This window comes from Paenibacillus sp. cl141a, from assembly GCF_900109305.1.
Lineage (GTDB): Bacteria > Bacillota > Bacilli > Paenibacillales > Paenibacillaceae > Paenibacillus_AQ > Paenibacillus_AQ lautus_A.
The window spans coordinates 111303-130972 of the sequence record NZ_FNZO01000009.1; the positions used below are offsets into that span (position 1 = coordinate 111303).

Here is a 19670-nt window from a genome sequence, read left to right on the forward strand (position 1 = left end):
GAGGATTGTCAATACATTAACGTCAAAAAAGTTAACAACATTTATTTTCACGTTAATTTATATAACATATACATTACACTTTGACCTGCGATATTAACGTTCGTGCGTGATCTCTATTCACATTTTCACACATGCTAGAACGGGACAAAGGCCCGTTTCCCCGTTCCGTTCATTTGTCTATCTCCGGTTAAATACCCGCTTCAGGAACAAAACGCCTTCCCGCTTCTGATACTCACTGACTTCATGGCCGGAGAACGGATAATCCCTGATTTCTTTTGCCGCCTCGATCCGGTTGTAAGCCGCATAGATGGTCTCCGGCATGCAAACCGCATCCTTCCATCCGACGGACACCATGATCGGCGCCTGAATTCGGGGTGCGAGATTCAGCATGTCAAAATGCGCGAGATGTGCCAAAATCTGATCCAGTTGCTCCGGGTACCGCTTTATGTATTGGGCGATTTCGTTCAACGAGCTGACCGAATACAAAATGCCGTAATCCATCCTGCACATGTTAGGAATGTCGGCTACGATGGCCGCAACCTTGGGGTTCAGCGCCCCTGCCAGCATCGACAGTCCGCCGCCCTGGCTCCCGCCCACCACGGCGATTTTTGCAGAGTCTACTCCCGGCTGCTGTGATGCCGCATCCACGGCTCTCACGGCATCCATGGCAATGGCCATGTAATAGGAGCGATGGATATCCGTAATCCCCTGCGACACCCAGCCTTTAACCACGCCGCTGTCCAGCTGCAGCAAATTCCCCGTCTCCCCGCCCTGACCCCTGACGTCAACGGCAAACACCGTATACCCCAGCATCAGCCAATGAGTATACCGTTCAGGAAATCCGCGATCTCCGGTATAACCCGGGAAGGTTACGATACATGGCCTGGCCTCTGCTTTCGAAGAATGATTAGCCGGCGCTATATGCCAAGCGTTGATAGGAGTATCATCATATCCATGATAGGTTACCCGAGATACCTCCATATAGGGGTATGGCGTTGTTTCCGGTTTACGAACCATGCGAAGTGGTCTGTCCCCATGCGACTTTAGCACTCCCTCCCAAAAAACATTCAAAACCTGCTCGTCGATCGTTGGTTCCGGACGCAAGTTGCCAAGCTCTTTCTTACGCTGCTCAATGGTATTCATTCTGTGTTAAATCTCCTTTTCGCGTGTAAAGTGAAAGTTCATATGACATGGTTATTTCGGCATAACGCCCTTCATCCCCTTCGAAACGGCAGGAATTCATGCCGGTTTATTACAAATTCCCCTCAAAACAACGAATCGGCTGCGGCCACCATCGTTGTCTTTCTTCAAAAAAATTAAAAAGCGATCATAGATTTATAGAGTTGAACATATCATAATAGAAACTATGAAATGCCAAACAGGTTGATATAAACAAGCACCCGCCTCTAGCAATACGACATCAAATAGCGAATGGAGACGATGAATATGCTGCAAGGTTTAACAGGCGCAGGGCTCGGAAAACTTGAAAGCGATTTACAGTTTATCGAGCTTGCGGCCAAATATGAATTCCACTGCGTCGATATCGATGCCAAAGGTCTTGTGGACCGGCTTGGCGCGGAAGCGGCTGCCGAAATGCTGCAATCCCGCCAACTGGAAATCGGGGCGATCGGTCTCCCGGTGGAATGGAGAGGGTCGAACGAGCAGTTCCTTAGCGGACTCGAAAAGCTGCCGGCCGCCGCGGCCGCCGCCAAGGCGCTTGGCTGCACCCGCTGCTGTACATACATCCTTCCTTCCACCGACGCGCCTGCAGCCCATTTTATGGCGCTGGCCACTTCCAGGCTGCGGGCCTGCGCCAGCATTCTGGGAGCATACGGAATCCGGTTGGGCCTGGAGTTCGTCGGTCCGCACCATCTGCGCACCCAATGGAAGAACCCGTTCATATGGACGGTACAAGAGACGTTGGACTGGATCGATGCCATCGGGGAGCCGAATGTCGGGCTGCTGTATGATGCCTATCACTGGTACACCAACGAGATGACAACCGACGATATCCGGCAGCTGCGCGCAGACCAGATTGTTCATGTCCACATCAACGATGCCAAGGACATTCCAATACGGGACGTACTCGATAATGACCGCCTTTACCCGGGTGAGGGCGTGATTGATTTGCCAGGCTTCCTTCAGGCGCTGAACGATATCGGCTATAAGGGCCCGGTAACGCAAGAAATTTTGACGCCTTCCACACCGGCGGGCACTCCAGAGGAGCTGGCTGCCAAATCGCGCCAAGCCTTCAACAACGTATTCGGCGCTGCAGGTCTGTAATATTTAGTTTGCACTCGGTGCCACGCACATATCGGAATGATTCCTCGTGTACAGGGTACACTGAAAGGGTACGTTTAGCACCTTTGCGGGAGGACTTCAGCATGAACGGATTTGAGAAGGAAAAACGCGCAGAGTCCACGGATTTGTCTACCGTTGAGTCCCAGCGGAACGATCTGGTGGCAGAGGAATTTCCCGAGGGACCCTACGGCTCCGATCTTCGCAGCGATTCCCTCGGCAAGAGCACGCCTTGGCGCAAGGATCAGCGGCCTCCGAATCGGTTCGATTATGAGGATCGCCAGCTGCATATGGGCATCGAGCGGGAGTATCCCGGCGAAGATGAGAGCATGCAAGCAGATCCGGGACAAAAGAAGCCTGAATAAGAATTTAAAACCAACCGTCGTCCTTTGGACAAGACGGTTGGTTTTTGTCGTAACAGGGCTTGTATTCACCCGCACCGGATGCATAATGGCCTATAAAAATACATAAAATGGCATGTGAAAAAACGCGGATCAACACACGATTCCCAGGAAGAAGAACTATTGGCTGCGTTGTTAAAAGACATGGAGGGAGCGGGGGAGTATACCATGCCCATTAAGAAAGAGAAGGATGAATTCGTGATTTATGTCGTCTCGTTATCCAATGTCAAGCGCTACATGTCCATCGAATTTATCGGCGGTTCTTGCGGTTATCTCATCGCTCAAAGAGCGCTTCAATCCGATCTGCTCGGCATGATCGGCAGCATCATCGCCCCGATGGCGATCCGCCGCGTGCTGCAATGGCAGCAGCTCAAATCCGGGCGTCATGCGCGCCTGGATCTGCGCTCACTCTTCAAGCAGAGCGCGCCGAACCCTGCATAACCCCGTGCATCATGATTTTTGACTGAGCACACCTAATTTCCGAAGCCTCTTGCCGAGCGTCGTTTTTTTCTAACCCGAAACAACTAAGATGAAAGCCACTCCCATCATGTGGAAGTGGCTTTATCTTTCTTTATATAGACAACCCTTCGATCCTTTTGATGTGAGAACAGCCGCTTTTTATCGTTTCTGCTTGTAAAACTCATGATACAGCTTCATCAGTGCCCGCTTCTCAATACGCGACACATAGCTGCGGGAAATTCCCAGTTCCTTGGCAATTTCCCGCTGCGTCCGTTCTTCTCCTCCGGCTTCCAGTCCAAACCGTCCTATGACAACTTCCTTCTCCCGGTCGTCCAATATGTCCAGATTTCGATAAATTTTGCTCTTCTCGATTTTCAGCTGCACTGCATCCACAATGTCATCCGCTTCCGTTCCGAGGATATCGATTAGAGTAATCTCATTCCCCTCTTTGTCCGTTCCGATCGGATCATGCAGGGATACGTCCTTGCGCGTTTTCTTAAGCGAACGCAAGTGCATCAATATTTCGTTTTCTATACAACGGGCAGCAAACGTCGCCAGCTTCGTCCCCTTGTTGGGCCGAAAGCTTTCAATGGCTTTGATCAGACCGATGGTGCCGATGGATATGAGATCTTCCAGATCCTCGCCGGTGTTATCGAACTTTTTGACGATGTGCGCGACCAGCCGAAGATTATGCTCAATCAGTTTATTCCGCGACTGAGGATCGCCTTCGGCCATTCGCTGCAGATGTTTAGCTTCCTCCTCCTCGGTCAGAGGCTGGGGAAACGCGTTGTTTTTCACATACGAAACGAGCAGGGTCAACTCTTTAATGAACAAAGCAATTGCGGTAAACAATCCAGGCACTTTAGGACACCTCCTGCGAAGTTACAATGCAACCGGCCCTTATCGCGCTCGGTTTCTCGGTCTTCTCATTGTATGTAGGCAGCGGCCCAGAAGTGCCTGTACGGGGCAAACTGATACGCAAAAACGTTAAATGCGCTATCCCTTCCCGTAAATTTCAAACACCAGTCGCACTCTTGGGCCAATGGAGTTTCTACTTGATCTAATGGATCCGGCTGCCAAACATAAACGATCCGAAACACCGAAATTCCAGAGGTACACCCTATATTGATATAACATGATATAAATATAAGGATCATCAGAATTCATATCTTGAAACCAAAGAGATATCACTTCATTTCAAAGTAAACGATCCAAAGAACCACCATTAATTCGCGTAGCACAACAAAATAATATAACAGCATAAAATTTATAAAATATAATATATTGACATTAAATTGGTATGTAATTATATTGAATGTAAGCGTTTTATATATGAGCATAACAGCAACGATCGACACCCGGAACTATGGAAGGGAGAAGAGCTAACATGTTTACGTTGGACTATTTTGCTGTTTTGCACGATTTGCACCGCACGATATCCGAAGGCACCCCGGATGATCCGAAACTTGGGCATATGTTCAGGAGCATGCTGGACAACACGCTGGGATCGACCATCCGAAGACAGCCAGACGGCACCACCTTTGTCATTACCGGCGATATTCCGGCCATGTGGCTGAGGGATTCGGCGGCGCAAATCCGGCCGTTCCTCGTTCCGGCAGGCCAAGACCCCAGACTGGCCGATCTGATCGAAGGGCTCGTACGGAGGCAGTCGGCATTCATCCTGCTGGATCCTTACGCCAACGCGTTTAACGATTCGCCTTCCGGTCAAGGCCATCAGGACGATCACACCGCCATGAACCCCTGGCTTTGGGAGCGCAAATATGAGGTCGATTCATTGTGCTACCCCCTCCAACTTGCTTACCTGTTGTGGAAAGAAACCGGCAGAACCTCTCACCTCGATCACACATTCCATTCAGCTGCCAAGGCTATTCTGGCCCTTTGGCGAACCGAACAGCATCATGAATCGAAATCGCCGTATTATTTCGAACGCTTTGATTGTCCTCCAAGCGACACGCTGCCCCGCGGCGGCAAAGGCACGGAAGTGGCTTATACGGGAATGACCTGGTCCGGCTTCCGTCCCAGCGACGACGCCTGCGCCTATGGCTACCTGATTCCGTCGAATATGTTCGCCGTCGTCGTGCTCGGTTATCTGGCGGAAATTTGCCGAGACGTCCTTCGCGATCCCCAGATGGGGGCGGAAGCGGCGAAACTGGCGGATGAAATCCGGCATGGCATCGAGATGTATGGCGTACTCGACCATCCCGAATACGGCAGAATTTACGCCTATGAGACGGACGGAATGGGAAACCACCTGTTTATGGATGACGCCAACGTCCCCAGCCTGCTGTCCATCCCCTATTTGGGTTATGCAGGCGCCGATGACCCGGTCTATCAAAATACCCGCCGGTTCGTGCTGAGCCAGGCCAATCCGTATTATTACCAAGGCACTGCCGCCTCCGGCATCGGGAGCCCCCATACGCCGGCCCGTTATGTATGGCCGATTGCGCTGGCCATTCAGGGCTTGACGACCACCGATCAAGAGGAGAAGCTTCGGCTGCTTCGGTTAATGGCGAATACCGATGCTGGCACCGGCATGATGCATGAAGGATTTCTGGTCGACGATCCTGCCCGTTATACACGCCCATGGTTTTCTTGGGCAAATATGATGTTCTGCGAGCTGATCATGGACTATAACGGCATTCGGGTCAAAGCGAATGAACGCCTAGGAGGTCATCGGGATCATCATGGGAACCAATAGAAAGCTACGCGGCTGGGTCATCGGCTATCTGTTCATTTTGCCGTCCATTATCGGCTTCAGTGTTTTTGTCGGATATCCCCTGCTTTCGTCCATGTATTATGCCTTGACGGAATGGAGCGGGTACGACGCCCCCCGTTTTATCGGCTTCGAGAACTTTAGATACCTGTTCACGGAGGATCCGGCCTTCTGGCCATCGATCCGCGCGACGTTTTATTTCGTGATCCTGAGTGTTCCGTTATCGCTGATCCTAGGTTTGTTGTTGGCGATGATGCTGAACAAAAACCTGACCGGCATCAAATGGTTCCGCACCATCTTTTATCTTCCGGTCGTCGTTCCCTCCATCGCTACGCTCACGTTGTGGCAGTTCATATATGAACCGCAATACGGGCTGGCGAATTCGCTGCTAAGGGAGTTCGGGCTGCCGCCGGGCACATGGCTGACGAGCGAAACGACAGCGCTTCCATCCATTGTGTTGATCGGTTTATGGCAGGTCGGTTCCAGCGTCATTATCTTTCTGAGCGGGCTGCAGTCCGTTCCGCAGGACATGTATGAAGCCGCCGAAGTCGACGGCGCCTCCAGATGGCGAATGTCGATTAACATTACGCTTCCGATGATCACGCCCATCCTGTTTCTGCAGCTGATACTCGGCATCATCGGCGCATTCCAGGCGTTTAACCAGGTTCAGGTGCTGACCGGAGGCGGGCCGAATTTTTCCACTTCCCTGCTGAATTACAAGATCTATACCGATGCCTTCAACGGAAGAATGTTTGGTTATGCCATCGCGGAGGTATGGGTTCTGTTCGTTATCATCATGATTTTTACCGTTATTTCATACCGGTACTCCAACCGGTTCGTTTATTACGAAAGCGACAAATAAGGGGGTAAGAAGCATGCAAGCGGAAGTACGGCCGGAAGGAAGAGGAAACCTGAATCCAGCGGACATTCGCGTGAAGCGGAGAGCAAGGTTTAACTGGATTGACGCCTTTCGATTTATGGTCTTGGCCATCGGCGCCATAGCCATGCTGTTCCCTCTCTTCTGGATGGTTACCATTGCGCTGAAGAGCAACAATGACGTGTTCAAAATTCCGCCGGAATGGTTTCCGCGGGAATTTCATTGGTCCAATTTCGTGACCGGAACGAAGGAAATCAACTTCTGGCAAACATTCGGGAACTCCCTGTTCATTGCCATCACCTGCACGATCGGGCAGATTATCAGCTCGGTGCTGGTCGGGTACGGGCTCGCACGGCTGAAGTTCCCGGGCCGGAAGCTGTGGTTCTCGCTATTTATAGGAAGCCTCATGCTTCCCGGATTCGTAGGCATGATTCCCATGTTTAATCTGTACACCAGCATCGGATGGTACGATTCGTGGCTGCCCATCATCGTGCCCGCTTTTTTTGGAAACGCCACGTTCTCGTTCCTGTTCGTCCAGTATTTAAGGACGATTTCCGTTTCGTTTGACGAGGCGGCCAAAATCGACGGGGCTTCGGACCTTTATGTGCTGCTTAAAGTATTGGTGCCCATGTCGATGCCGGTGATCATGACCATGGTGATCTTTGCGTTCCAGGGCGCATGGAATCAATATTTGGAACCCCTGCTCTATATTATCGACCCGAGCAAATGGACGCTGTCTCTGGCAATGGCTACCTATACGGGCACCTATGCGACAGCCTGGAATTTGTTCATGGCCGCGGATCTGATTTATATCCTGCCGATGCTGCTGCTCTTCTTCTTTGGCCAGAAATTTTTTATGCAGGGGCTCGGCTCCATGAATTCCGCAGGCTTGAAGTAAGTCGACCTCATGGATGGGAGGTGATGCAGACCGGGTTGGCTGAAGCGAAAACAAGGTGATGTTCAGTTCATTAATTTTACATTTGGGGAGGTCTTTCAATGAGACAGGGTGCAAAAGGGTGGGCCAGCGCTATCATCGCTTTATTGTTCTTCTCAAGTTTGCTGGCCGCTTGCGGCGGGAACGGCGGCGGAGGCTCCGGTTCGGCGGAATCCGGGAACGTGCCGTCCGGACAAGATAACGCGGGATCCGGCAAACCCGTCGAAGTCACGATGATTACTTGGGAGTCGGCGGCCATGAACGAAAAAATCATGGCATCCATGAAAAAATTCGAAGAGGAAAACCCCGACATCAAAGTAAAACTCATTCCTACGCCATTGGACAATTACGGCGTCAAGATCAACGGGATGATCACGGCCAAGAAAGCGCCGGACATCTTCATGACCGGCAACGACATGCTGCTCGATAATGCCGGCAAGGGACTTCTCTACGACTGGACGGAGCTTGCCACCCAGGACAAAGCGTTCATGGAGGGCTTTTACGAAGGCGTGGTGGACAGCTGGTACTATGAAGGCAAGCTCGTTGGCTTACCGGGTCTCTTGAACACGTACGGCATTTTTTACAATAAAAAGTCCTTCCAGGAGGCAGGCCTTCCGGAACCGAAAATCGGCTGGACCTATGACGAATTCTTTGCGGCGATGGAGAAACTTTCGAGCAATCAAGGCGGCGTTCAGCAATTCGGTTATTATGCCCCCCTTGATCCCTTCCACGTCTCACTCTATTCGGTTTCCGCGGGCGGCGCTCCCTTCGCCGACGCCATTATCAATCCAACGAAGGTGGAAATCAGCGACCAATTCCGGGAAGGCGTCGAAAAGTATAAGTCCGCGATAGCAAACGGCTACATGAATCCCCCTACCTTTGATTTAACGAATGCCATGAGCTCGTTCAAACAAGGCAAAGTTCCGATGACCCTGCAAGGACAGTGGGTAGCGGACGATCTGATCCGCACGGCTCCCAAGGAATTGGAATGGGGCTACGCGCCGATGCCGGTGGTGAACAGCCAGACTGAGATTTATGACGCCGTAGGCTGGTCCAGCCCGGCAACGCTCAAAAATCCGGAAGCGGTATGGAAAGTGCTCAAGTACCTGGACTCCAAAATGTATGAAGAGGTTCTCCCATCGACCCCGGTCGCTCCTGCGGCTTATCAGGCATCTTCCGCAGCTTATTACGATGCGCTGAAAGCGGCGGGCCATCCCGAAGTGGGCGAAGGCCTCGATCATATTCTGAAATCCCCGAATACGCAGCCGGTTCGTTTCCTGTCGACGTGGGCGGGCAAAGCGTACCCGTTCATCGAAGCATCATGGAAAAACATACTGATGGGCAAAGCCCCGATCACCGAACTGGATGTGATGGCTGGAAAAATCAATAACGTGATCACTACCGGCAAATAACCGGAAGCATCAAGCGTTCATGAAGCCGATCGTGAATCTGTCCGGATCGGCTTCCAACTGAAAATGAAGGAGGAATATTCATGTTACGAAGATCAGGCAAATGGTTCAGGTTTTTGGCGGTGCCTTTGACCCTCGCTTTCTTGCTTGGCTCCATGCCGGGGATCGGATCTTCCAAAGCCTATGCCTATACCGCATCGGACGGGGATACGGCGATGAAAGCTTATAACGAAACATTCTGGGACCCGAACGCCAAGATGTTCTGGAAGGACACCAAACGCGACAAACATCAGGACTTCTGGGTGGAGGCAGAGCTGTGGGAATTGGTCATGGATGCGTATCAACACACCTCCGATCCTGCTCTGAAGGCTGAGCTCAGAACACAGATCGACGATGTTTATGACGGCACCGTAGCCAAGTATGGCGAAGATTGGACGAATAATCCGTTCAATGACGATATCATGTGGTGGGCGATGGGCAGCGCCAGAGCCTATCAAATCACCGGGAACCCAAGATACTTGGAGGCAGCGAGGCATCATTTCGATTTCGTGTACGATACGCAGTGGGACGAAGAGTTCGCGGGCGGCGGCATTTGGTGGCTGAACAGCGACCATAACACCAAGAACGCGTGCATCAATTTCCCGGCGGCTCAAGCGGCATTGTATCTTTACGATATTACGAAGGATGAGCATTATCTAAACGCCGCAACCCAAATATTCAGATGGGGCAAAACGATGCTGACCGACGGAAACGGAAAAGTATTCGACCGGATCGAGCTCGAACGCGGCGCGGTTCCGGACGCCACTCACTACAACCAGGGTACATACATCGGAGCGGCCGTCGGATTGTATAATGCGACCGGGAATGCGGTTTACCTCGAGGACGCGGTCAAAGCCGCGAAGTTTACCAAGAGCCGTCTGGTGGATGCAAACGGCGTGTTGAACTATGAAGGCCCCAACGGGGACCTGAAGGGCGGCAAAACGATCCTGATGCGCAATTTGGCCCACCTGCAAAAAACACTGGGTGAGACCGGGCAGCACCCGGAGTTTAGCGCTGAATTCGACGAATTCCTTGCCTTCAATACCGAGATGGCCTGGAGCCACCGCAATCCGAATCAGATCGTGGATGGAAACTGGGCGGGACAGCTGCTGTCCGGAACCTATGAGTCCTGGTCCTCGGCTGCTGCCGTTCAAGCGCTGAACGTCATCAAGCCGATGGAAGCCGACCTTCATTATGGCGTTAAGAATCCCTTCGATAAAATCGAGGCGGAACGCTATAATATCGGTTCCGGTTTCGTGCTCGAGGGTGCGTTTGAAGGTTCGCTCCAACTGGGCGGAATTCAGCACGGCTCTTATGCCGCATATAAAAATGTGGATTTCGGATCAGAAGGGGCGATCGGCTTCATCGCCAGGGCGTCCAGCGGAACGGGTGGAGGCCATATCGAAATCCGGCTCGACTCCAAAGACGGCCCCAAAGTCGGGACCTTGAACGTAGAGGGAACGGGCGGCTGGAATAACTATATCGATGCCGTAACCCTCCTTAAGGACGACCAGGGATCGCCAAGCTCCATTACCGGCGTCCATGATGTGTATCTTGTCTTCACCAAAACGAATGACGATTATTTGTTCAATTTGAACTGGATTAAATTCACGACGACCGATCCGACCGAAACCGATGCCTATGCCAAGCTTAGAGCGGGAAATTACGACAGCAGCGAAGGTCTCAGCAAACATGCCGAGCTTGGGTACTTAGACGGTATCCATCACAATGCTTATGCGGCTTATGAAGGAATCGACTTTGGATCGGGCGCGGCAGGCGTAACCGTCCATGTGGCGAGCGGCAATCAGGGCGGCACGATCGAAGTCAGGTTGGACGGTCTGGATGGACCTACCGCAGGCGTTATCCCAATTCCGGCGCTCGGAAGCTGGGATCGTTGGGTCGATATTATGGCGAATATCGATGACACCCTGGCCGTGGGGATTCACGATGTATACCTGGTTTTCAAGGGAGCGAACGGCAGCGACTATCCCCTTAATCTGGAGTGGTTCACCTTTACAACCATGAAAGGAAAAGCCAGGGACGCTTACGGCAAGCTGGAGGCCGAAAACTATAGTAACGGAGTAGGCTTCGGCAATGAAACCGGAGGCGGGGAAACCTACCTGGCCGGCATATTTGGACCGAATAATCCTTATGCCATGTACAATTACATCGATTTCGGCAGCGAAAGCCCAACCCAGTTCCATGTCAATGCGGCCAGCGATACTAGCGGCGGGACTATTGAAGTCCGACTGGATAGCCTTAACGGGCCGGTTATTGCTACCGGAACCGTCTCGGGAACCGGGGGCTGGCAAAATTTCAAGGTTTTCTCGGCGGACGTAACGACTCCCGTAACGGGAAAACACATTGTATTCATGTCTTTTAAAGGCGGAGACTGGTTATACAACTTCGATAAATTCACCTTTGGCGATCCGGCCGTGTTCAAGGAGCCTACCCCTCCTACGATACCCGAAGAAGACGACATTGCTCCGGGCGAAGTAGAAAACGTGCAGGTGAAGCGCGGAGAGGGTAGCATGACGCTGTATTGGGACGGTCCTTATGATATCGATGCTCAAAAAGTGCAAATTACGCTGCGGAGCGATGGGCAGCAGGTCGGAGATGTCATCGAGGTCAATCGCGGAATTCAAACAGCGGTGATACAAGGAATCGAAGCGGGCAAGGATTATTCGCTTTTCATCCGGTCCAAGGATCTGTCCGGCAATGTTTCGCAAGGGATCACCCTTGAGGTAACCGACTCGCCTGCCTTCTCTCTGACTGTGAACGGCAAGAGCTTGAAAGACGGCGATTCCATGGAGGATTACACGCCCCTCCGTTTTAAAATCCTGGACTCTTCCATCCGTTTTGCCGGGATTACCATCGACGGAAAGGCATACACCATCGATCCGGTGACCATGGATCCTATCGACATTGATTTGACCGGCAACTTGGGCGATAAAACCGCCACGATTACGACAGAGGACCGCTCAGGAAACAAGCTTCAGAAAAACCTCCGGTTCCGGGTCATCACCAGCGTGAATTCCATGAAACAATTAGTCGAGCGATTCACGGATTCAGGCGATGTACGCGGTGCACTCATTCCCCAGCTCAGCAATGCCCTTAACCAGGTCCAGCATCATCTGGATAAGGGAAGACGCGATCAGGCCGTGAAACATATGCAGAATTTCACCAAGCACCTGAATAAAGAGGCTATGGGCCGCAACGTCAACGAGCAAGCCAAGGGGATATTGAATACGGATGCCAACTTCCTGATCCATGATTGGCAGGATGACTTGGAATAAAACGGAAGCGCCTTACCCCCTGATGACATGTAAAAAAGATGACTCCCGGTCACTCGGGAGTCATCTTTTTCGGCTATTATCTCCTGCGTGTGCGCCACTCTTCCAAGTACAGACCCTAATCAATGCGAGATCGGGCTCTATATCTGTGCTAATCAGCGGCCAGCAAAGAAAATCTTCAATTCTTCGGGCTGCTTAACCGTTCGAACAGCCAATCGTACGAATGACGGCCGCTAATTTCGTGCGCTCCAGGAAACAGGTCGGCTTGAAGCCTATCCTCCGCGCCGGCACGCCGATAGGTTTCCCTGAGCTGTTCAACCGCCGAGTTAAAACCCGCAGCCGGAAATATCCGATCATCGGCTCCCGACTCCAGATACAAGGGTCTTGGAGCGATCAGCCCTATCCATTCCGGCAGCTCGGCATGGTTCAGGATACCCGGAATGTAATTGCATATACAGTGCTGCATCGCCATAATGCTGTCCTTGAAGGTGTTGGGATAACCGGCAAGCACCGCAGCCCGGATCCGTTCATCCAGCGCCGCGCACAGGAACGAGATCAGGCCGCCTCCCGAAAAACCCATGATGCCGATTCTGCCCGGTTGGACTTCGGGACGCTCGGCCAGATAGTCCAATGCCCTAAGCGTTTCGGCTGCGCGGAGACCGGCGAGCGTCTTGCCATGCATCAGCAGCTGGGTGGACAGCCGGTGGCAGGAGTTCGCGGCTTCCGGGTTCCGTGCAAGATCGGCGGCTAGGCGGCGTTCTCCGAAACCGGCCACATCCGGAGCGATCACCACCATGCCTCGCCGCACCAATTGAACCGCGAAATGCCGATGTATACCTGGCGGATCCGGATCGCTGGATCCGTCCTGCCTCAGCCCTACGATCTCCCGGCTTCCATAGCCATGGCCATGAACGGCGACGGCTGCGGGCATCGGCTTCCGCTGATCTTCCGGGATTAGGATATACGCCGCAAAGGATACGCCCGGTACGGCTGATAATTCTACCCTTTCGCGAATATAACCGTCGCATGATTCCTGTTCGAGCAGGACAGGCTTGTGATTTTCGTTGGTTTCGAACTCGCCGATCAATCGCCGAAGTGCTTGCTTCAAATACCGATTGCGCTCTTCGGCGCTCATGGCAGCCTGACTGTCTTTCGTTTTTTTCCCAGCCTCGTTATACATGGATTCCAGAAAAGCATCTGCACGCCACATCCGAAAACTCACCGCCTTCGATAAACTCACTATTTTGGACTAGGTGTTCCCTTGGATCATCTCATTTCCCTGCGCCTCAACCTCAGGGCATCAAGGCCCCATATTCACCAAGACGGCTTCGGGCCCGGTCGGACTCCGGCTCCCCCCTTTGGGTTCCATGCTGACCACGATCCGCTTCGCGTTCTCCGCGCCGAACCCGTAATAATAACTCTTTCCCTGCGGACCCTGAACCAGCATAAAGCCGGCGCTCGACAGCCGCTCCTCATCCTGCAGCCATACCTGATAGTCTGTTTCCTGCAAGGAATGCAGGCCGTTCACAACGATCAGCATTTCTCCCGAGCCGCGTTTGAGCCATACCGAGCCGCTGCCGTAAAACGGCTCTACGGGCTGGATGACGTACCGCTCGGTATCTTCGCTCTGCATATCGGCGATCCGCTGGCTCACGGTATGTTCGAAGGTCGCCTGGGTCTGGGTGTCGTTCCCCTTCAAGGTGAATAAACCGGCTACCAACAGGATGAGCAGCGCTCCGGATATCGCCTGCAATGCAGCATGCTTCCTGATTCGGAGTTTGCTTCGGAAGGACCGGATATAAGCCGCTCGCATGAGTCTGTGGCGCAGCCGATCGGGAGGCATGGGTCCATCATTCGGAGCTTGATTCTGCACGGACCCCGTTACGGCCGGCTCCGTACCTGCCGGCTGAGTCGATCCGAGCTGTTCGCCGTCCATATCACGGCTTCGAAGCTGCTCCTGCCCGAAGACATCGGATTCATGGAATGGCATTGCGGGATCATCTTCCGCTCCCATAAGGTCGGCCCATTCCGCCGCCGTACCGGAGCATGCCTCGCATTCCTTGAGATGGAGCTCCAGATTCCTGCTCTCCGCGTACGGCAATCGCTTCATGACGTAATCGACAAGCTTCTCCTCGGGGTATGCCGTGCAGCCGAAGTCATCTTGAACAAGGTGTTCAAGGTTATGCTTTGAATGTTTCATGCTGCGCGCTTCCCCCTTCCTTCCCGTTCATCGCATCCAGCCGCCGCCTGACATTGAGGATGCCGTACCGGATTAAGGATTTGACGGTGCCGACCGGCCGGTTTAACAATTCCGCCATTTCCCGGTGGGACCGCTGCTCGAAGTAGCTTCCGTAAACCGCCATCCGCTGAAGGGGCGGAATGCCTTGCAGCGCCTCCTTTATCTGTTCCAGCTCCACCCGTCGCAAGGCGGCCAGTTCAACCGACTCCTGCTCTTCGCTCCATACCGTCTCCGGCAGCGCTTCCCCGTTCCATTCGGCCGCAGCGATGCGCTGCCGCTTCCGCAGGCGATCCATCGCCCTGCACCTTGTTCTCACGGCCAGCCAAGCCTCGACGCTTCCGCGGGCGGGATCGTACTGATCCGCCTTATGCAGCACCTCCATGAAGATATCCTGGCATACATCCTCCGCCTCGGCTTGGTCCTTCGTCATCTGTAAAGCCAACCGGTACACCAGACGGGCATAGGCATCATAGAAGCGTCCGAATGCTGCGGCGGAACCCTCGGCAATCTCCTCCAACCATAACGCGGAATGATCGTTCATCCCCACAACTCCCCCCTAACCTGTTCTCCTCTCCAATAATTAAGGATGGCTCGCCTGCATACGGCCATTTTCGATTCAATATTTTAGCAAACCGTCCTTGGCTTTTGAATAAACCGGGACGCTTTTCAGGTTCCTTTAATGAATTTTTTAGGTAATTTTAATCTTTCCGATAAATCCAATCCCGGTCGTTCCATCGTACTCTTTGTGACAAAAAAATTAGGAGGGGTAGTGTCATGAAATCATGTAAACAACGAGCCAAGCAGCTGAGCCTGTTGCTCTTGTTCATCCTGGGTACCTGCTTGTTCGGCGGGAGCAACACCGCGTTAGCGGCCGGGGAAATCACGTTATACACGCCATACACGTCGATTTCCGTTCCGCCTGGAGAAGTGATCAATTACCCGCTAGAGGTCAAAAACAATACGAATAGCGTCATTACGGTTCCGCTGCAAATCAACAGCCTCCCCAGCGGCTGGAGCACCAAGCTAAACGGTGGAGGCTGGCAGCTGAAGGAGGTATCCGTGAAGCCCGGCGAATCCGAATCGGTGACCCTGGAGGTAACCGTGCCGCTTAAGGTGGATAAAGGCTCCTACCGGTTTCAATTAACCGCGGGCTCGATGGCCAATCTGCAGTTAACCGTGGATATCACGGAAAAAGGAACCTATCAAACCGAGCTTACCACCGATCAGGCCAATCTGGAGGGGCATGCCGATTCGACGTTCACCTACACGGTGAATCTGCAGAACCGAACGGCCAATAAGCAAAACTATGCCCTGAGCGCCGATGCCCAGGCGGGTTGGGACGTTACATTCACGTCAGGCGGCAAGCAGGTATCCTCCGTCGAAATCGAAGCAGGTGCAAGCCAATCCATTACCGTCGATGTCAAGCCGCCTGCGGAGGTGACGGAAGGCTCCTTCTCCATTCCGATCCGCGCCTCCAATTCATCGACGTCCTCCGAGCTTGCGGTGGAAGCCGTCATTACAGGGTCTTACGGGCTGGAGCTTACAACGCCAAGCGGCTTGCTCAGCACGAATGTCAATGCGGGCGGAAGCAAAACCATTGAGCTGCTGGTGAAGAATACGGGCACCGCACCACTCTCGGACATTAATCTCAGCGCCGATACGCCGGTGGACTGGGAGGTCAGCTTTAATCCGAAAACGATCGAGAATCTGCCTGCTGGCAAGTCCACAACGGTAGAAGCCAAGCTGACTTCAAGCGACAAAGCCATCGCCGGCGATTATGTCACAAGCCTGAAAGCCGCTGCGGCTGAAGCAAGCTCCGACGCCCAATTCCGCGTAGCCGTCAAAGGTTCCATGCTATGGGGCTGGATCGGCGTGCTTGTCATTTTGGCCATTCTGGGAGGCATCTATGTCCTCATTCGCAAATACGGAAGGAGATGACCCTGATGGATACGGTCATTGACATTCAGGAACTGACGAAGAGTTACCACGACACGAGAGCGGTGGACCGGTTATCCCTTCAAATCAAACGGGGCGAGATCTTCGGCCTGCTCGGTCCGAACGGTGCGGGCAAATCCACCACGATCCTGATGCTGCTGGGGCTGAGCGAACCGGATTCGGGATCGATAAGCGTGCTTGGCATCAATCCGACAAGAGAGCCGATTCCGGTGAAGCGGCGGGTTGGGTACCTTCCGGATGACGTCGGGTTTTACGAGGACCGTACCGGCCTGGAAAACCTGATGTTAACCGCGCGGTTGAATCGAATTCCGGATAACCAGGCCCGCGAAAGGGCATTGGAGCTGCTGGAGCAGGTAGGGCTCACGCATGCTGCCCACAAGAAGACGGGGGCTTATTCCCGCGGGATGCGGCAGCGGCTCGGACTTGCCGATGTCTTAATGAAATCCCCCGAAATCATCATTCTTGACGAACCGACCCTGGGCATCGATCCGACAGGTATGGAAGAGCTGCTGAGGTTGATACGGAAGCTCAGCCGCGAGCAAGGACTGACCGTGCTGTTATCGTCCCATCAGCTGCACCAGGTTCAGCAGATTTGCGACCGCGTCGGCTTGTTCGTGCGGGGACGGCTCCTCGCTGAAGGCGATGTCGGGAGTCTGTCCCGAACTCTGTTTGCGGATGATCCCATTATGATCACGGCGGAGCTGGATGAGCTTGTGCCGGAACTGCGGGATGCCATCGGCAGCATCCCAGGGGTTCACCAAATCGAAGTTCCGCCTGCGAAGAGCGGTCCTGCTGAATCAAACGACACCCTGACCAGAGACTTGCCGATTAAGGTTCTGATTCGGGCCGATAGGGATTGCAGTCCGGAGATTGCCCGAACGGTCGTAAATGCAGGCGTTCGGCTGTTCTCGCTGAATCGCCAGCAGCACGGCCTGGACGAAATCTACCACCGTTATTTTGCAGGAGGTGAGGAGCATGGCAGAACGAACGACGCCAAGCATACCGGCTAAGCTGGCCGGCGTGGGCCGCCGGCTGCAAGCCTTATTCGAAAGCAGGGAAAAGGGACCTGCCAAGCCCACTCGGGCCCCCGGAGAAACGGCAGTCGAAAAATCCTCCCATCCCTCCATGCCCTCGGCATTCGGCGTGCTTGTCCGCAAAGAAATAGCGGACCATATCCGCAGCTGGCGCTTCATCCTGCTGCTAGGCATCATTGCTCTAACCTGCGTAGCCTCGCTGTATACCGCCATGAACAGCATACGGGAAGCCCTCGGATCGGAGAACGGGGTCCATGATTTTGTCATTCTGAAGCTGTTCACCATCTCGGACGGCACCCTTCCGACCTTCATCGGGTTTGTCGGTTTCCTGGGTCCGTTGCTCGGAATCGGCATGGGTTTTGATGCCATCAACAGTGAACGGAACAAAGGCACGCTCAGCCGAATCATGGCCCAGCCGATTCATCGCGACGATCTGCTCAATGCGAAATTCGCGGCTTCCCTGATCGTCATCAGTTTCATGTTTATCACGCTCGGGCTGTTGACCATGGCACTGGGCACCCTGATTATCGGCATTCCGCCTACCCTTGAGGAATTTTTACGCATCATCAGTTTTCTGGTCGTGACAATCTGTTACGTCGGCTTCTGGCTGAATCTGTCCATTACGTTCTCCGTAAGGTTCCGACAGCCGGCCACCTCTGCCCTGTCGAGCATCGCCGTCTGGCTGTTCTTCAGCTTTTTCTTTGACATGATCCTGCAGCTCCTGTCGCGGGGACTGGCTCCCAGTACTGCCTCGGCGACGGTCCAAGATGTCATGAGCTATCAGAATCTGATGCTGTGGCTAGGCCGGCTGTCACCGTATACCCTGTTCAATGAAGCGACGACCACCCTACTGATGCCGTCCATCCGCAATCTCGGTCCGCTCACGCAGGAGCAGGTGTATGGAGCCATTGCCAGTCCGCTGCCGTTCGGCCAAAGCCTGCTGCTCGTCTGGCCGCAAATTATCGGGCTGGCCGCAGCCACGCTGATCTGCTTTGCCATCTCCTACGTCCTGTTCCTCCGCCAGGAGATTCGAGGCCGGTCCTGATCTTCAGGCTATACGAACAAGCTCATCTGAAGGATTCTTCAGATGAGCTTGTTTTTTATCGAGCGTTCAAGCGTTCTCAAGTTATATGATTTGTTCTACCTTCCTTGTACAACTGCTTGCGACAGGAACCCGATTTTCTGCAGCCAACCCTCGCACAGGCGCGTCCATTGCGAAACACTGGCATCTCCTTCCGCAAGGCCAAGGCCATGCCGGCCTTCCGGGAAAACATGCAGTTCGAACGGAATTTGCTGCTTGCTCAGCGATCCGGCATACATCAGGCTGTTCTCGACCGGGACCGCGCCGTCATCCGCGGTATGCCACAGAAAGGATGGCGGGGTATCCGGTTTTATCGCCCATTCGAGCGACATCGCATTTCTTAAGTCTTCCGCCGGGTCCTCCCCCAACAAATTGGTCATGGAGCCCTCATGGTAGTAGTCTTTAAATGAAATGACCGGGTAACAGAGAATGGATGCGTTCGGACGGCAGCCCTGCCGTTCAACGCGATCTTCGGCCTCCGGATTTCCTTCATCGAAATAGGTGCTTGCACTGGCCGCGAGATGTCCTCCGGCAGAGAAACCGAGAATTCCGACGCGTTCCGGATCGATGTTCCATTCCTTGGCATGATGCCTTACGAGCCGAATCGCCCGCTGGGCATCATACAGCGGATAAGGATGCCGGTACGGGGCAACCCGGTAATGAACGACAAATGCCGATAAGCCGATCGAATTCAGCCACAGGGCAACCGGATCGCCCTCATGATCTGCCCGCCGTCCATATCCGCCGCCGGGAAGAACGAGCACGGCTCCGTGTGGTGTTTCTTTTTGTAGAAGATAAGGTGTCATGTAGGGCGTGAACGTCTCTTCCACCGACGCATATCCAGGTGTATCCTGTTCCCAAAGCTTCATTCTATCCATTCCTTTCCGACTTCATATGATGCCGTTGTCCTTTGAAT

The 19670-nt window shown here is 53.4% G+C and carries 17 protein-coding genes; 11 read left to right on the top strand and 6 right to left on the bottom strand.

Translation table 11 applies throughout. The features are described from left to right. Positions 1-177 precede the first annotated feature (177 nt). Positions 178-1143, bottom strand: coding sequence for an acetylxylan esterase (locus BMX45_RS22280; protein ID WP_090911922.1), 966 nt, complete (start codon positions 1141-1143; stop codon positions 178-180). A gap of 303 nt (positions 1144-1446) precedes the next feature. Between BMX45_RS22280 and BMX45_RS22285 the strand changes: the two genes are divergently transcribed. The 3 genes from BMX45_RS22285 (at position 1447) to BMX45_RS22295 (ending at position 3140) form a co-directional block, all read left to right on the top strand. Beyond that, positions 1447-2283, top strand: coding sequence for a sugar phosphate isomerase/epimerase family protein (locus BMX45_RS22285; RefSeq protein ID WP_090911925.1), 837 nt, complete (start codon positions 1447-1449; stop codon positions 2281-2283). A gap of 101 nt (positions 2284-2384) precedes the next feature. Continuing rightward, a complete protein-coding gene (locus BMX45_RS22290; RefSeq protein WP_009592141.1) occupies positions 2385-2663 on the top strand; it encodes a hypothetical protein in 279 nt (92 codons plus the stop codon). 159 nt (positions 2664-2822) lie between these two features. Then, entirely contained in the window at positions 2823-3140 is a 318-nt protein-coding gene (locus BMX45_RS22295; RefSeq protein WP_254778187.1) for a hypothetical protein, read from the top strand. Positions 3141-3317: 177 nt separating this feature from the next. On the opposite strand, the gene sigK is transcribed toward BMX45_RS22295, so the two are convergent. Continuing rightward, the gene (gene sigK / locus BMX45_RS22300) at positions 3318-4019 is read right to left on the bottom strand and encodes an RNA polymerase sporulation sigma factor SigK (protein WP_006208952.1); all 702 of its coding nucleotides are present in this window, start codon (positions 4017-4019) and stop codon (positions 3318-3320) included. 526 nt (positions 4020-4545) lie between these two features. On the opposite strand from sigK, the gene BMX45_RS22305 reads away from it, so the two are divergent. The 5 genes from BMX45_RS22305 to BMX45_RS22325 all read left to right on the top strand — a co-directional run bounded on the left by BMX45_RS22305 (position 4546) and on the right by BMX45_RS22325 (position 12447). Beyond that, a complete protein-coding gene (locus BMX45_RS22305) occupies positions 4546-5877 on the top strand; it encodes a glycoside hydrolase family 125 protein (RefSeq protein WP_090911927.1) in 1332 nt (443 codons plus the stop codon). Continuing rightward, positions 5864-6754 (top strand): carbohydrate ABC transporter permease, encoded by an 891-nt coding sequence (locus tag BMX45_RS22310; protein WP_090911929.1) that lies wholly within the window; start codon positions 5864-5866, stop codon positions 6752-6754. Before BMX45_RS22305 ends, BMX45_RS22310 begins: the two co-directional genes overlap by 14 nt. 13 nt (positions 6755-6767) lie before the next feature. Beyond that, a complete protein-coding gene (locus BMX45_RS22315; protein WP_090911932.1) occupies positions 6768-7667 on the top strand; it encodes a carbohydrate ABC transporter permease in 900 nt (299 codons plus the stop codon). A 98-nt stretch (positions 7668-7765) separates the two neighbouring features. Beyond that, the gene (locus BMX45_RS22320) at positions 7766-9115 is read left to right on the top strand and encodes an ABC transporter substrate-binding protein (protein WP_090911934.1); all 1350 of its coding nucleotides are present in this window, start codon (positions 7766-7768) and stop codon (positions 9113-9115) included. Positions 9116-9195: 80 nt separating this feature from the next. After that, a complete protein-coding gene (locus tag BMX45_RS22325; protein WP_090911936.1) occupies positions 9196-12447 on the top strand; it encodes a carbohydrate-binding protein in 3252 nt (1083 codons plus the stop codon). A gap of 175 nt (positions 12448-12622) precedes the next feature. Here the strand turns inward: BMX45_RS22325 and BMX45_RS22330 are convergent, their stop codons facing one another. From BMX45_RS22330 to BMX45_RS22340, 3 genes are all read right to left on the bottom strand, one after another. Beyond that, complete coding sequence (locus BMX45_RS22330; RefSeq protein ID WP_090911938.1) at positions 12623-13654, bottom strand: dienelactone hydrolase family protein; 1032 nt, start codon at positions 13652-13654, stop codon at positions 12623-12625. 90 nt (positions 13655-13744) lie between these two features. Next, positions 13745-14644 carry an anti-sigma factor gene (locus BMX45_RS22335; protein ID WP_090911941.1) on the bottom strand — a complete coding sequence of 300 codons (900 nt, stop codon included), beginning with the start codon at positions 14642-14644 and terminating at the stop codon, positions 13745-13747. Then, the gene (locus BMX45_RS22340) at positions 14625-15224 is read right to left on the bottom strand and encodes a sigma-70 family RNA polymerase sigma factor (protein WP_090911943.1); all 600 of its coding nucleotides are present in this window, start codon (positions 15222-15224) and stop codon (positions 14625-14627) included. Before BMX45_RS22340 ends, BMX45_RS22335 begins: the two co-directional genes overlap by 20 nt. A gap of 233 nt (positions 15225-15457) precedes the next feature. On the opposite strand from BMX45_RS22340, the gene BMX45_RS22345 reads away from it, so the two are divergent. The 3 genes from BMX45_RS22345 to BMX45_RS22355 are packed head-to-tail and all read left to right on the top strand — an operon-like array spanning position 15458 to position 18718. After that, positions 15458-16621, top strand: a complete 1164-nt coding sequence (locus BMX45_RS22345; RefSeq protein ID WP_090911945.1) for a COG1470 family protein — start codon at positions 15458-15460, stop codon at positions 16619-16621. 5 nt (positions 16622-16626) lie between these two features. Then, a complete protein-coding gene (locus tag BMX45_RS22350; protein ID WP_090911947.1) occupies positions 16627-17649 on the top strand; it encodes an ABC transporter ATP-binding protein in 1023 nt (340 codons plus the stop codon). After that, positions 17615-18718 (top strand): ABC transporter permease, encoded by a 1104-nt coding sequence (locus tag BMX45_RS22355; RefSeq protein ID WP_090911949.1) that lies wholly within the window; start codon positions 17615-17617, stop codon positions 18716-18718. Before BMX45_RS22350 ends, BMX45_RS22355 begins: the two co-directional genes overlap by 35 nt. 95 nt (positions 18719-18813) lie before the next feature. On the opposite strand, the gene BMX45_RS22360 is transcribed toward BMX45_RS22355, so the two are convergent. Beyond that, positions 18814-19623: an alpha/beta hydrolase gene (locus tag BMX45_RS22360; RefSeq protein WP_090911951.1), complete on the bottom strand. Its 810-nt coding sequence runs from the start codon at positions 19621-19623 to the stop codon at positions 18814-18816. Between the last annotated feature and the right edge of the window lie 47 nt (positions 19624-19670).